Annotated in this window: 13 protein-coding genes and 1 pseudogene; 10 read left to right on the top strand and 4 right to left on the bottom strand. The window is 69.2% G+C overall.

Features of this window, described 5'->3' with window-relative positions; all coding sequences use genetic code 11:
• Positions 1-134 precede the first annotated feature (134 nt).
• Together GXB85_RS19035 and GXB85_RS17465 are read left to right on the top strand one after the other, a co-directional pair.
• A pseudogene (locus GXB85_RS19035) lies at positions 135-314 on the top strand (IS3 family transposase); the annotation flags it as partial.
• Between the two features lie 46 nt (positions 315-360).
• Positions 361-549 (top strand): hypothetical protein, encoded by a 189-nt coding sequence (locus GXB85_RS17465; RefSeq protein WP_161918941.1) that lies wholly within the window; start codon positions 361-363, stop codon positions 547-549.
• Positions 550-636: 87 nt separating this feature from the next.
• On the opposite strand, the gene GXB85_RS19030 is transcribed toward GXB85_RS17465, so the two are convergent.
• Positions 637-1,098 carry a hypothetical protein gene (locus GXB85_RS19030; RefSeq protein WP_370524318.1) on the bottom strand — a complete coding sequence of 154 codons (462 nt, stop codon included), beginning with the start codon at positions 1,096-1,098 and terminating at the stop codon, positions 637-639.
• Positions 1,099-1,164: 66 nt separating this feature from the next.
• On the opposite strand from GXB85_RS19030, the gene GXB85_RS17455 reads away from it, so the two are divergent.
• Positions 1,165-2,532, top strand: a complete 1,368-nt coding sequence (locus GXB85_RS17455) for a M23 family metallopeptidase (protein ID WP_161918940.1) — start codon at positions 1,165-1,167, stop codon at positions 2,530-2,532.
• A gap of 49 nt (positions 2,533-2,581) precedes the next feature.
• Here the strand turns inward: GXB85_RS17455 and GXB85_RS19025 are convergent, their stop codons facing one another.
• Positions 2,582-2,713, bottom strand: a complete 132-nt coding sequence (locus GXB85_RS19025; RefSeq protein ID WP_370524319.1) for a hypothetical protein — start codon at positions 2,711-2,713, stop codon at positions 2,582-2,584.
• 202 nt (positions 2,714-2,915) lie between these two features.
• Between GXB85_RS19025 and GXB85_RS17445 the strand changes: the two genes are divergently transcribed.
• Positions 2,916-3,632, top strand: a complete 717-nt coding sequence (locus tag GXB85_RS17445) for a response regulator transcription factor (protein ID WP_161918944.1) — start codon at positions 2,916-2,918, stop codon at positions 3,630-3,632.
• A gap of 58 nt (positions 3,633-3,690) precedes the next feature.
• Here GXB85_RS17445 and lnt read toward each other — a convergent pair whose 3' ends face one another.
• A complete protein-coding gene (lnt, locus tag GXB85_RS17440) occupies positions 3,691-5,568 on the bottom strand; it encodes an apolipoprotein N-acyltransferase (protein ID WP_237728389.1) in 1,878 nt (625 codons plus the stop codon).
• 21 nt (positions 5,569-5,589) lie between these two features.
• Between lnt and GXB85_RS17435 the strand changes: the two genes are divergently transcribed.
• The 6 genes from GXB85_RS17435 to GXB85_RS17410 all read left to right on the top strand — a co-directional run bounded on the left by GXB85_RS17435 (position 5,590) and on the right by GXB85_RS17410 (position 12,542).
• Complete coding sequence (locus GXB85_RS17435) at positions 5,590-6,183, top strand: DUF305 domain-containing protein (RefSeq protein WP_202628133.1); 594 nt, start codon at positions 5,590-5,592, stop codon at positions 6,181-6,183.
• A gap of 128 nt (positions 6,184-6,311) precedes the next feature.
• Positions 6,312-8,591 carry a heavy metal translocating P-type ATPase gene (locus tag GXB85_RS17430; RefSeq protein WP_161918938.1) on the top strand — a complete coding sequence of 760 codons (2,280 nt, stop codon included), beginning with the start codon at positions 6,312-6,314 and terminating at the stop codon, positions 8,589-8,591.
• Positions 8,592-8,675: 84 nt separating this feature from the next.
• Entirely contained in the window at positions 8,676-9,227 is a 552-nt protein-coding gene (locus GXB85_RS17425; RefSeq protein ID WP_161918937.1) for a CueP family metal-binding protein, read from the top strand.
• 532 nt (positions 9,228-9,759) lie between these two features.
• Complete coding sequence (locus GXB85_RS17420; protein ID WP_161918936.1) at positions 9,760-10,056, top strand: helix-turn-helix domain-containing protein; 297 nt, start codon at positions 9,760-9,762, stop codon at positions 10,054-10,056.
• A gap of 264 nt (positions 10,057-10,320) precedes the next feature.
• On the top strand, positions 10,321-11,421 hold the full coding sequence (locus GXB85_RS17415; RefSeq protein ID WP_161918935.1) for a hypothetical protein: 1,101 nt from the start codon (positions 10,321-10,323) through the stop codon (positions 11,419-11,421).
• Positions 11,422-11,546: 125 nt separating this feature from the next.
• Complete coding sequence (locus GXB85_RS17410; RefSeq protein ID WP_161918934.1) at positions 11,547-12,542, top strand: hypothetical protein; 996 nt, start codon at positions 11,547-11,549, stop codon at positions 12,540-12,542.
• Between the two features lie 253 nt (positions 12,543-12,795).
• Here GXB85_RS17410 and GXB85_RS17405 read toward each other — a convergent pair whose 3' ends face one another.
• Positions 12,796-12,933, bottom strand: a complete 138-nt coding sequence (locus GXB85_RS17405) for a hypothetical protein (RefSeq protein ID WP_161918933.1) — start codon at positions 12,931-12,933, stop codon at positions 12,796-12,798.
• Positions 12,934-13,053 lie beyond the last annotated feature (120 nt).

Raw genomic sequence — 13,053 nt, 5'->3', positions numbered from 1 at the left:
CCATCAGGGTCGGCGGTGCGGCAGGCGGACAGATCTCTCAATGAGGACACCGGCAGGGTCGGTCATTCTGTGGGTCACGCCAGCCGGCACCACCTTGCCGCGCAGCATGCTGGCGAGTCTCACAGTCGTTCTGGTCGACCCTGCAGCGCGAGCTCCTGGACCGCCGCACCTGGGCCACCCAGGCCGAGCTCGCCTCAGCGATCTTCGAGTGGATCGAAGGCTTCTACAACCCCCACCGGCGCCACTCCGGCCTGGGCTACCGGTCCCCGAACCAGTTCGAGGACCTTCACACCGCCGCCACCGCGGCGGCATGATCACCCAACCCGAACTGTCCGGGAAACCGGGTCAGGCTCCGACTCCGTGGCCGTCAGCTGCGCGGCCTCGCTCTACTCCCCCGACCTCGGCATCGAACCGATGGTCCTGGAGCCAGGTCTCAACATCGTGACGTTCACGCCCGAACGGACCGGAGTGCTGCGCTACTCCTGCGGCATGGGGATGTACTGGGGCTCGATCACCGTGGTCGAGGATCCCGCGGTGTCTGGGCGCTGAGCCTCGGCCGGCGGCACTCCCCTCGGTCCAGGTCTCGACGCCGGTGGAACCCGCCCCTCAGGCGTCCAGCGGACGTGGCGTCGTCGCTCACCTCGCGAGCACGGCGGCCAGCTGTTCCACCGTCGGTGCGCCGCGCAACCCGGCCGGGGTCCGGTACAGACGGCATGCGAGACCGACGGGTGCACCCGGCTCAGCGAACGGGTCCACACCGTCGACCAGGATCGAGGGCGAGCCGTGGAACCCGTACTGCTCGGCGTCGTCCGGACCCTCGACAGTCACCAGCTCGACGTCCGCGTCGCTGTCGATCTCCGCGATCGCCTCGCGAAGCCGCTCGTGCGCGACGCGCCAGTGGGGACAGCCTTCGAGATACAGCAGCCTGATCTTCACCACCCCATTATGGCCCACGAAAAGAAGGAACGCCCTGTCGACGAAACACGAACTCCCGGTGAATCGCAGCCGGACCGCATTTCGGGTGCGTCCGATGTTGTTGCCGTCAATCTTCGATGGAGATTCGACATCAACGCACAGGTGCAGCGACGCTCCGGGCACTGATCGATCATCATGTGGACGGTGCCCAATCTTCGGTGCACGAGACGCACGCAGAAGGATGAATAGATGCGGATCCTCACTCGCGCAGCGCACCTTGCCGCTGCGGCCGTACTGATCCTCACCCTGCCAGTAGCAGTCCCCGCGGCAGCCGCAGGGTACGAGGACCGGGCGACGCGCGCCCGGGAGCAGCAACGTGCACTGGGGCTGTCTCTCGAGGAGATCGACGAGCTCCTCGAGGACACCGACGCAGAACTCGTCGCGGCCTACAACGACCGCGAGATCATTGCGGCGCAGCTGGCACCGGTGGAGGTCGAGCTTGCCGAGGCGGAGGAGGTCGTCGCGGCCATCCAAGGTGAGCTGGCCGTGCTGGAGCAGCGTCTGCTGAGCTCTGAAGAGGAGGCTGTTGGCCTCGCCCGTCGCATTGAGGACGATTCCGCCCGTGCGGTGACGCTCCGCGCCGGAGTCGGAGAGGTGGCACGGGAGGCATACAAGGGGACCCTCTCCGCCCCAGCCCTGTCGATCCTGCTCGAAGCCCGAAGCGCCGAAGACGCTGTCACCGACTCCGCACTTGCGGGTTCCGCACTCAGGGTCCAGACGTACGCGTTGCGGGAGCTCGCACAGGTCCGCGGCGCAAACCGAAATCGGCAGGCTCGTCTGACCGCTGTCGAGACCAAGATCGTTGAGCTCAAGACCGCCGCCGACGCCAAGCTCGCCGAGGCTGACTCGGCCCGGCAGACCGTCCAGGCACGCAAGGATGAGCTCGAGACCTTGCTCAGGGACCATGAGGTCAGGACTGCGGCGATCGAGGCACAACGCGGTACGCAGCTCGCGGCGAAAGCCACGTACGAGGCGCAGCAAGCAGCCCTCGCGACAGAGCTCAGGGCGATCGTCGCGGCACAGCGCGAAGAGGCACAGCGCAAAGAGGAGGAGAAAGAGCGCCGCCAAGCCGCTGAAGGCGGTTCGCAGGGGGGTGCCGACACGCCGGCCCGGTCCGCGCCACCAGCACCCGCAGGGCCCATCCGCCCCGGGATTCTCGACTTCCCAAGCCCGATGAGCCGCCCGGTGATCACCTCACCGTACGGCTACCGGATCCACCCGATCTTCGGCTACCGGAAGCTTCATGCCGGGACAGACTTTCGCGCGTACTGCGGGACACCGATCATCGCGGCCGCGGCCGGCACCGTTCAGTGGGCCAAGGCGGTCGGAGGTTTCGGCAATCAAGTGATGCTCAATCACGGCACTCCGAACGGCAGCTCGCTCATGACCAGCTACAACCACCTGACGTCGTTCGCCGTGCGGACAGGTGAGAAGGTGCGCCAAGGGCAGGTGGTCGGCTACTCGGGAACGACGGGTACCTCCACCGCCTGCCACCTGCACTTCGAGGCCTACGTCGAGGGCGACACGGTCGACCCCGAGACCCTGCTGCCACGGTGACCTGGGTGAAGCGCTGCGCCACGGGAGCCTCCGGGCCCCGGCGGTCACGTCACGAAGGGCCCGCTCCACGCAGCCCACGACAGAATCTCTTCCCACACTCGACGGAGCAGAAGTAGTAGCTCCTTCCTTCGTACTCGGCGAACGACGCCGCTCGAGCAACTCGGACCTCTCGTCCGCACACTGGGTCCGTCGCGCGGGCACCTGCAACCGCCACAATTCCCCCCTTCTCCACCGGATTCCGCGACTTCGCGTCACCTCTCGGTTGAGTCTTACGTCGCCCGTGCGCCACGACGTTGTCGCTTCGCTCAATCTTCAATGAAGAACTGGTCGCCTGCCGCTGTCTCGATAGCAGAACTCACCACACGGGGAGACAATCGACCATGATGCCGACGGCGAACCGCACGGGCACTCGCGCCCTTCTGGTCGACGGAACGATGACCGGCGACGCCGTGAGCCACCACCTCGTTCGCGAAGGCTTCGAGCTCCATCGTGCGGCGACCGCAGACAGCGCCCTCGCGGCCGCAGCCGTCGTCGACCCCGACATCGTGATTCTGAGTTCCGGGCGGCGTGGGCTGGATGGCGTCGAGCTCTGCCGACGCCTCCGGCACTTCTCCGACTGCTACGTCCTCATGGTCTCCGTTGACGCCGATGAGCTCGACGTGCTGACGGGCCTCTCCGCCGGGGCCGACGGCTTCATGAACGCCCCCGTGCACCTTCCGGAGCTCGTCGCCCGCGTCGGAGCCATCACGCGCCGTCCACGGGCACTGTGCGCACCGGCGACTGCCCGTTGCCGGCCCGCCCTCACCGTCGGTGCGATGAGCGTGCGACCCTCCGCTCGGGAGGTCTGGCTCGGAGAGGCTCTCGTGGTCCTGACGCGCACCGAGTTCGACCTCCTGGTCACGCTCGCCGACCACCCGCTCGTGACGTTCACCCGTCGCGCGCTCGTTCAGGCCGTCTGGGGCGAAGCAGCTGCCCGCAACGAACACGTCGTGGACGTGCACGTGGGACACATTCGCCACAAGCTCGGTGACACCGTCGACGCGCAGCGCTTCATCCGTACGGTCCGCGGCCTTGGATACCGCATCGGCTCGGGTGAGTGAGCATCCCGCGTCGTCTTTCCCCCACGGTGAGGCATCAGGTGGCGGACCCCTTCCAGGATCACGCTCCCGAGCGCTGTGCCGGGCCGCTTCTGGGCCGCAGCCCTCGAAGCCAAGCACCTAGGAGCAGCAGGACGGCGAGTGCGTCGACCGTGATCGCCGGCCAGCGTCCAAGCCGGTCAGCGAGCGTCAGGGATGTCCGCAGCGGCAGGTCTTGCATCATCTGGTCGCTCGTGAACAGCTCGGTTCGCTCCAGGACCGAGCCGTCGGGGCCGACCATGGCGCTGACGCCTACCGTCGAGATCTGGACGACCGCCCGCCCGTGCTCGACGGCGCGGAAGCGCGACATCGCCAGCTGTTGCACCGATTCCTGGGTCCAGCCGAACGAGGCGTTGTTGGTCGGGATCACGATCAGCTCACTACCTGCGACCACCGCCTCCCGGACGAGTTCGCCGTAGGCCACCTCGAAGCAGATCGCCGTGGCGATCCCCACCTCACGCCCCAGGCGGGTGATGGGGACCTCGAGCAGGCCGACTCCGGTGCCCGGTGCCATGTCGGTCCGGACGAGGTCGACAGCCGGGCTCAGGGCCCTGAAGAACTGGCGGTAGGGGATGTACTCCCCGAACGGGACCGGCTTCTGCTTCGTGTAGGACGCCGTCGGGCCGCGTCCTGGTTCCCACACGAGGTAGTCGTTGAAGCGGACATCCTCTTCGAACCTCTGGGTTCCCACCAGGATCGGGGCGTCCACGAGATTGGCGACCCTGGACAGGGCCCCGCCGAGGGCGACGTCGGTGCGCGGGTCGATGTCCGAGGCGCTCTCAGGCCAGACCACGACGTCCAATCGATCGGCCGAAGCACGCTCGCGAAGGGCATCCGTCCCGGCGACATGGTTCGCAGCGACCTGCCGGGCCTGCTCCATCGCCTCGGCCCCCTGCGTCGGGACGTCACCCTGGACCGCTCCGACGGTCAGCGTTCCCGCCTGCGGGGCGGTGCTCAAGGGTATGAGGACTGGCACGAGCACCGCTGCGATCGCGAGCACCGTGCCGCGAACCGCCGACCGAACGGCGCCGCGGACCGCGAGCTCGACCGCGAGCGCAAGGAGCGCTCCGATGGCGGCCACGCCCAGGCTCACCAGCACCTGCCCACCGACGGACGCGAGGCGGATCAGCGGTGCATCCGTCTGTGAGAAGGCGAGCACCCCCCACGGGAAGCCCCCGAACGGCACCCGTCCGCGCAGCTGCTCCATGGCGACCCAGAGCACAGCCGCTGCGATGACTTGCAACGCCGGGCTCCGCATGAGGACGGGTGTGCGCCGGATGCGTACCCACGCGGCTCCGAAGGCACCAACCGCCGTGGCTTGGAGCGCAGAGAGAGCGAGCCACCCTGCAGGCTGGCCGACGGCCTCGTTGGCCCACCACAGGTGAGGCAGGAAGAACGCCAGCCCGAACGCGGTGCCGGTCACGAAGCCCTGACGCACCGAGTCCCGGCGCAGCCCCAGGAGGAGCAGAGCGATGCCGAGGTAGGCCATCGGCCACCACGACCGGCCGGGGAACGCCGTCTCGGTCGCCAGGCCGCCGGCGACGGCAGCGAGGGCGGCGAGCAGCCGTGGAGAGTGCCGGGTGGGCGCGGCGCGGTCGGCGCTGAGGTGGTCGCGGTCGACCGTCGAGGTCACACCGGCAGCGTTCCGGTCGACCGTCAAGCACGACCTGATGTCCGGTGAAGATCTGCTCAACTCGATCCTCGGCAACGGTGAATCGTGGTCCTGCCCAGGCACGCCGTCGACGATCTTCATCGAACCTTCATCATGGGTGGCCCTGGCCGGATGCGGTGACGACGCGCCGTTTCTATGGTCGAGAAGCCCGCTGCGACGGACCTTCCAGATCCCTCGGACCGACACAGTCGGGTCCAACCATGTCCGCCGGGACTGGTAGGTCCACAAACACGCGAAGGAGTGAGCAGAATGTCAGAGGACGACAACTCCACCACGCAGGAACAGCACCAGGACCAGGGCCACCACTCCCGTGGCATGTACCTGCGGTTCGGGGCCATGCTCCTCACGGCGATGGTCGTCATGTACTTCGTGATGTTCGTCGCGTCGTGGGAGCTGAGCCACGTGCGCTTCAGCCAGAGTCGCGTGTTCATGGCGATCACGATGGGCGGCACGATGGGGCTGGTCATGCTCGCGTGGATGCTGAACATGTACAAGAACGCCAAGGTGAACGCCGGGATCGTCGTCGCGAGCCTGCTGCTGTTCGGCGGCGGGGCGGCCCTGGACCGCAGCCAGGTCACCGTCGACGACTCCGCGTTCATGCGCGGGATGATCCCCCACCACTCGCTGGCCATCACCCGCTCGGAGCGGGCCGGGATCCAGGACGCCCGGGTGTGCGAGCTCGCCGTCGAGATCATCAAGGCTCAGCAGCGGGAGATCGCCGAGATGGACTGGCTCATCGAGGACATCGAGCGCAACGGCATCGCTGCGACGGCGGCCGAGGCCGACGCGCGCCCCGTACCGGAGATCGAGGGCACCGCGCTGCGCTCGTGCCCTACCCCCTGACCTGACCCACCCGGCGTCGAGGCGCTGCACGCCGGGAATACCAGGCGTGAACGCGCGGTTCCGTGGCCAGATACCCCGGCGGGGTATCTGTCCGAGCGGACGGTGGGCACATGTCGAGGAGAGAAGCCATGAGCAAAGCGCACCAGGGCCACGACGCACACGGTGAACGCCACGGCCGCGCAGGTGAGCGGCACGAGTTGTCCGTCGACGAAACGGATCCGCCGCCTCAGGACCGCCACGGCGGGCACGACGCCGGGCAGATGGAGCACGAGGGCCACCACATGCCTGCGCAGGTGGATGGGCATGACGCCGAGCGCCGGCCGTCCGCCGGCGACCACGGCGGGCACATGGGCGCGGACGGCGGGCACGGGGGGCATGGCGGAGGTCACGGCGACCACCTCGCACTGTTCCGGCGCCTGTTCTGGATCAACCTCGCGCTGGCCCTGCCGACGGTCCTGCTCAGCGGGATGTTCGCCGACCTGCTCGGCTACGCCCTCCCCGACGCCCCGGGGCTCGCCTGGGCCGCCCCGATCCTCGGCACGGTCATCTACCTGTGGGGCGGACGGCCCTTCCTCACCGGAGCGATCGCGGAGCTCCGGGCGCGCAAGCCCGGGATGATGCTGCTCATCGGCATGGCGATCACCGTCGCGTTCGTCGCCTCCTGGGGTGCGACGATCGGAGTGCTCTCCCACGAGCTGGACTTCTGGTGGGAGCTGGCCCTCCTGGTCGTGATCATGCTGCTCGGTCACTGGCTGGAGATGCGGTCCCTGGCGCAGACCTCCTCGGCCCTGGACTCGCTCGCGGCCCTGCTGCCCGACGAGGCGGAGAAGCTCGACGGCGACTCCGTCGTCGCGGTCCCGCCGTCCTCTCTCGTCCTGGGGGACGTCGTCGTCGTCCGCCCGGGTGGCCGGGTCCCGGCCGACGGGCAGGTCATCGACGGCGCCGCCGACGTGGACGAGTCGATGATCACTGGCGAGTCCCGAGCCGTCCGCCGGACCGTCGGCGACCAGGTCGTCGCGGGCACCGTCTCGACCGACAGCGCCCTGCGGGTGAGGGTGGACGCCGTCGGTGACTCGACCGTGCTGGCCGGTATCCAGCGTCTGGTCGCGCAGGCCCAGTCGTCCACGACGCGCGCGCAGTTGCTGGCCGACCGCGCCGCCGGCTGGCTGTTCTGGTTCGCCCTCATCGCCGCCGTCATCACCGTCACGATCTGGAGCGCGATCGGGACACCCGACTTCGCCATCATCCGCGCCATCACCGTGCTCGTGATCGCCTGCCCGCACGCCCTCGGGCTGGCCATTCCGCTCGTGGTGTCCATCTCCACCGAACGGGCGGCCCGCGGTGGCGTCCTCGTCAAGGACCGCGGCGCCCTCGAGCGGATGCGCGTGGTCGACACCGTCCTGTTCGACAAGACCGGGACCCTCACCAAGGGCGAGCCGGCCGTGCACGACGTCGCCACGAGCGGTCTCGGTGAGGACGACCTTCTCGCGCTCGCCGCAGCCGCGGAGGCCGACAGCGAGCACCCGCTCGCGCGTGCCATCACCGCCGCCGCGAACCACCGAGGACTCACCATTCCTCGCGCCAACGGCTTCCAGGCCTCGACGGCTGTCGGCGTCTCCGCCACGGTGGAGGGACACCAGGTCGCGGTCGGCGGCCCGAGCCTCCTGGCCGAGCACGGTCTTGCTCCCCTGCCGGCGACCCAGCCTTGGTCCGACCGCGGGCAGATCGTGCTGCACGTCGTGGTCGACGGCCAGGTGGCCGGCGCGCTGGGGCTCGCCGACGAGGTGCGTCAGGAATCCCGCGAGGCGGTCGACGCCCTTCACGCACTCGGCGTCCGCGTCGTCATGATCACCGGCGACGCCGAGCCGGTGGCCCGGGCCGTGGGGGCCGAGCTCGGCATCGACCAGGTCTTCGCGGGCGTTCGCCCGGAGGACAAGAGCAGCAGGGTCGCCTCGCTGCAAGGCGCCGGTCGCACCGTGGCGATGGTCGGTGACGGCGTCAACGACGCACCCGCCCTGGCTCAGGCCGACGTCGGCGTCGCCATCGGCGCCGGCACGGACGTCGCCATCGCCTCGGCCGGGGTCATCCTCGCCTCCGACGACCCTCGCTCGGTCCTGTCCGTGATCCAGCTGTCCCGTGAGGGCTACCGGAAGATGCAGCAGAACCTGTGGTGGGCCGCCGGCTACAACATCGCCGCGGTTCCCCTCGCCGCTGGGGTCCTCGCGCCAGTCGGCTTCGTCCTACCGATGGAGATCGGTGCGATCCTCATGTCCGTGTCCACGGTCGTCGTGGCCGCCAACGCCCAACTGCTGCGGCGTCTCGACCTGAGCCCGCAGGCCTCGACGGCGGCAGCGCACGGTGCGCAGCGCGTCGGATCGCCGTCTCGCACGGCGGTTCCGGCTGGCTGAACGGACGACGCCTTCATCGAACCTTCATCGCCGGCGGGCCGTCGGTCGGCGGAATCGAGCAGCACGGTAAGCGAGGATCGGCCCATGCGTTCTCGACTCCGCCTCGCCGCCGCCGTCGTTGCCGCCACCGCTGTCCTCGGCGGATGCTCCGGCACCAGCTCGGATGACGACGTCCTCGCCGACCTCGGGCTCGACGGCCTGACCGGTCAAGAGATCGTCACGCGACTCGACGCCTCGCCCGAGAGCCGGCCGCTGGACTTCACGGCCTCCGTGCGCGAGGACGAGGTGCTCGTCGGCGACGGGACCACGGAGGTCGCAGTGCCCCTCGACGACGGCCAGTTCTACGTGTCGATCTCCCCATACATCGAAACGACGCACGAGTGCTACTTCCACAGCCTCGCCGGCTGCCAGGGCGAACTGGTCGACGAACCGGTGGAGGTCATGATCACCGACGCCGACGGTGCGGTCCTCGTCGAGGAGAACGCGATGACCTACTCCAACGGGTTCGTCGGCTACTGGCTCCCCGAGGACATCGAGGGCACCATCACGGTCACCCAGGGCGACCTGAGCGGCAGCGTCCCGTTCAGCACCACCGAGGGCAGCCCGACCTGTGTGACCACCCTCCAGCTCACCTGATCACCCAGACTCAGCACCAGCGCTCCCCCTCCCGCGGTGTTGGGCTCGGGCAGCTCCGAGGTAACGAGCGCCGGCGCCCCACAGCGTGATGGAGATGCGGTAGCCGAGTGCGCCATGACCAGGGCGGCGCAGGCGTGGGCGGTTGTGGGTTGCGCCGCCCACGGTCACGGCGATGAGGGTGTTGGCCCCCACCTGCATCCCCACATGCTCCGGCACGCAGCCGCCAGCTTCTCTCGGCCATTGGCGTGCCGATCGAGGACATCTCCGACACCCTCGACCCCCGGTCGGTCGCGATCACCGCCGACGTGTACCGCCACCCCATCTCACCTGTGTGCTCCGGTCACACGCCAGCAATGGACCTGCTGGTCCCGTCGGGTGGGCCCAGGCCCGAACGCTAACGCTGCGCCAGCGACCACCCGCCCCTCTACACCCGATGACCGAGGCGATGACGAACCGAGGAGGCGCGGTTCGTCATCGCCTCGGCTATCGGCCCCGGCGAGCATGGAGCGTCTCGCCAAAGGAGGTGGTCCCGATGACCAGCACCAGTCCCCTTCGCCTGATCTCGACGAGCACTGAGCCCCAGCGCCGACGCGTCCGCGAGGTGGAGCAGCCGGTGATCAACATCACCCTTCAGACCGACGAGCGCCGGGTCTTCAGCGTCGCCGAGGCAGCCGCCGCCCTGGGGATCGGGCGAAGCAAGCTCTACGAGTTCATCGCCGCCGGCGAGATCCGCACGATCCACATCGGTCGCCTCTGCAAGGTGCCCGTCGAGGCGATCGATGAGTTCCTCGCGACGCGCCCTTCGACACACCAACGGCCCGCCCCGTGAAGAGCCTGCCGCCGACGAGCGCCTCGCACGGACACCACCGCCCCGTCCGGAAATGCCGAGATTCGGCTGTCGGACTCAACTCCAGGCAGGCCCCGGCTGACTCCCAGCGGGGTGTCGTCCGCCACCTGCAGGTCATCTACGTCGGTGTCATCAACGACAACCGACCGTCGACGTCAAGGTAGCGATCGCTGTCGGCGCCCGCGGCTACCCTGCCCGAGGAGGGCACCGTCGGTCCTCACCAGCCAGTGCAGGGAGGACACCGTCATGGCCGACCCCGCCGACGAGCACGCCAAGCCGGAACCCGAACCTGAGGCGCACCCGGAGCCAGAGGCCGGGCCCACGCGCGAGGCCCGGCGGGGCTCGGCGGAGCGGTCGGCGGCGCGCAGCCCCGGAGCAGCAGTCGTGGACGCCTACGCGCGCCGCACCATGCGCGAGAATCGCGCGACGATCGACGCGGTCCTCAAGAATGCCCTGCCAGACGTTCGCAAGCTGCAGTCCCTCTACACGCCCGTGTTGCCGCGCGGGAGCGGGTTCGCCGAAGCGGCAGCCAAGGCAGTCCTGGGTGACACCCTGGACGCCATCGCGGCCAGCATCCCGAAGATCGTCCCTGCCGACCTCTTCCCCACGTTCGCGACCGTCCCCGGCGATCTCTTCCGTCAGGTCGCCGGTGACTGGGTCACCGCCAACGTTCGGTCGGTCGCCCCGCCGATGCCTACCATCCCCAACCTGCTGGCAGGGCTGAACCTCCCACGGTTCAACCAGGACCTGTGGCGAGACCTGCACCGCTCGCTCGAGCAGCACCGCAGGAACGTCCTTCCGCCGAACCTCGTCGGCCTCGACCACGTGGACGTCGACGCCCTGCGCCGTCTCGCCGACGAGGGCATCACCTTGTGGGCCGTGCCCCGGGCGAGCATCGCTCGACAGCTGCTGGACGCCCCCACCAGCCAGGCCCGGCGCCGAGTTCTCGGAGACCGGTCTCAGCAGATCGTCGACGACTGCGAGACGGTCTCCCAGTGGGCCATCGCAGGTCCGTACGCGGGCGAGGCGCGGCTGCTGCAGCGTGCCTTGCACGCAGTCCGAGACGGGCATGTGGAGTCAGGCCAGGCCCTGCTCGCCAACGTGCTGGACAGCACCCGCCAGCGGTACACCGAAGGCAACCCGCTGCGCAGCCGGCTGACGAATCACCTGGACCGCAACCAGCTCATGGACCACTTTAGCGACCTGCACGCAGCGGACGCGATGGTGTGGCGGCCGGTGTGGTTCGCCTACCGCCCGCAGGTCACACCGGCTCAACGGGCCGCCTCACCGGCGTTCGCCCGGCACGCGGTCGCGCACGCCGCCGCGCCAGCAGCTGAACCGGCGTAACGCCGTCCAGGCCGCGATGCTCGCGACAGCCTTGCTGGACCTTGCGACCCTGCGCCACAAGCGCGCGGTCCGGATCCGGCGCGCCGCATGAGCACACCGCCAGCCTCCAGGCCTACCCCCCTGGGGTGGATGTCACCGACGTGGTCACCCGTCCCGCGCCGCCACACAAGGTTTCCGAGCGCACCATGCGTGTGGCCCTCGAGGAGACCTTGATGGCGTACACCCGGGTGGACCTGGAGCTGGTCCTGGCCGACGAGCTACGCCTGGACCCACCAGAAGGCGGACCGCCCACGGCCCAGGGAAGCACCAAGCGCGCGCTTATCGACTCCTACATCAACGGGTGGAACCTGCCCCGCATGGCCGGGCTCGCCCGACGCATCTGCACCGAGCTCGACATCCCCACCGAACACCTGCAACGAATGCTCGAGATCTACGACGCCCCCGCCAGTGTGCGGGGCCAACCCAAGAACCTCATCTTTGCCGCGACCGGCCCCAAGCCGGACCTGGTCCTGCGCGACGCGGTCAACAACGACGTCGAGATCGCGCGCAACGCCGACAGCTGCCTGGTCTACTCCGACGCGCTGCCGGCCGACGGGCTGCGCTTCGCCACGCTGGTCGCCTGGTGGCGCCAGCACGAGTCCTTCCCCGACTGCACCGGCGACCGGGAGGTAGGCCTGGACCTCCACCGCAGACTGCGAGCGTCGCTCACCCGCAACCCGGTCGAGGAGAAGGTCCTCGACGCCTACGCCCGCAGGTACAGGGACGACTTCACCGTCCACGCCCTCATCCCGCAGGTCTACCTGCACTATGACCCCGCCACCGTGCGCCAGCGGGAACGCCTGGGGCACGGACCGGGACCTCTGGCCCGGCAGCGGATGGACTTCCTCATCCTGTTCAGCAACCGCCGCCGAGTGGTCATCGAGGTCGACGGCAGACAGCACTACGCCAGCGCCGACGGCACCGCCAGCCCCCAGCTGTACGCGCAGATGGTCGCCGAGGACCGCCGCCTGCGCCTGGCCGGGTACGAGGTCTACCGCTTCGGCGGGGCCGAGCTCATGTCCGCCAGCGCCGAGCAGATGCTCGACACGTTCTTCACCGACCTCGCCACCCTGGCCAGCTGACCTACAGACGCCTCGCCATGTGGCGCAACCTCGTCGAGTGGACCAAGCCCGGCCAGGCCGCCGAACCCGGACCCATGCAGGTCTGACGCCGGCGACCGCTCGTGCCGCTGAGCAGCATGGGCGGCATGCCGTTCCGTTCATGCCGCTCTCGGCGCGGGACGCCCAACCATTGCGCTGTCAACGCGGCCCACCCATGGCAGAGGTCCTACCGCCGCTAGAAGGCCGGCGTACTCGCGGCGGTGTCTCGTCCCCCTCAGTCGCCATCCTCGGCGGCCGTTGCGGCGGCAATCTTCTTCGCGGCCTCGTCCAGCGAAAGGGTGTCCCCGGTGGTCAGCCCGGACCGCGCACCGAGCAGGGGGCTTACGTCGCGAAGGGCGTCGAAGTGGCTCATCGCAATCGAGGGTGTAGTCGCGGTCTGAGGCCGCCGGTCTCGAGCAGGCTGCGGGCGATGTAGTTGGTGAGGTTGCGGAAGCCGAGGGCGATGCCGCGTAGGTGCTCCAGTCGCCCGTTG

The organism is Cellulomonas sp. APG4 (assembly GCF_009996735.1).
Classification (GTDB): Bacteria; Actinomycetota; Actinomycetes; order Actinomycetales; family Cellulomonadaceae; genus Actinotalea.
The sequence above is the reverse complement of the archived record's forward strand: the minus strand, read 5'-3'. Positions and strand labels throughout refer to the sequence as shown.

Bases quoted from the DNA above. Each gene is read 5' to 3' on its own strand.
- GXB85_RS17455 (WP_161918940.1), top strand. From the start codon at position 1,165: ATGCGGATCCTCACTCGCGCAGCGCACCTTGCCGCTGCGGCCGTACTG.
- GXB85_RS17445 (WP_161918944.1), top strand. From the start codon at position 2,916: ATGCCGACGGCGAACCGCACGGGCACTCGCGCCCTTCTGGTCGACGGA.
- GXB85_RS17435 (WP_202628133.1), top strand. From the start codon at position 5,590: ATGTCAGAGGACGACAACTCCACCACGCAGGAACAGCACCAGGACCAG.
- GXB85_RS17430 (WP_161918938.1), top strand. From the start codon at position 6,312: ATGAGCAAAGCGCACCAGGGCCACGACGCACACGGTGAACGCCACGGC.
- GXB85_RS17425 (WP_161918937.1), top strand. From the start codon at position 8,676: ATGCGTTCTCGACTCCGCCTCGCCGCCGCCGTCGTTGCCGCCACCGCT.
- GXB85_RS17420 (WP_161918936.1), top strand. From the start codon at position 9,760: ATGACCAGCACCAGTCCCCTTCGCCTGATCTCGACGAGCACTGAGCCC.
- GXB85_RS17415 (WP_161918935.1), top strand. From the start codon at position 10,321: ATGGCCGACCCCGCCGACGAGCACGCCAAGCCGGAACCCGAACCTGAG.
- GXB85_RS17405 (WP_161918933.1), bottom strand. From the start codon at position 12,933: ATGAGCCACTTCGACGCCCTTCGCGACGTAAGCCCCCTGCTCGGTGCG.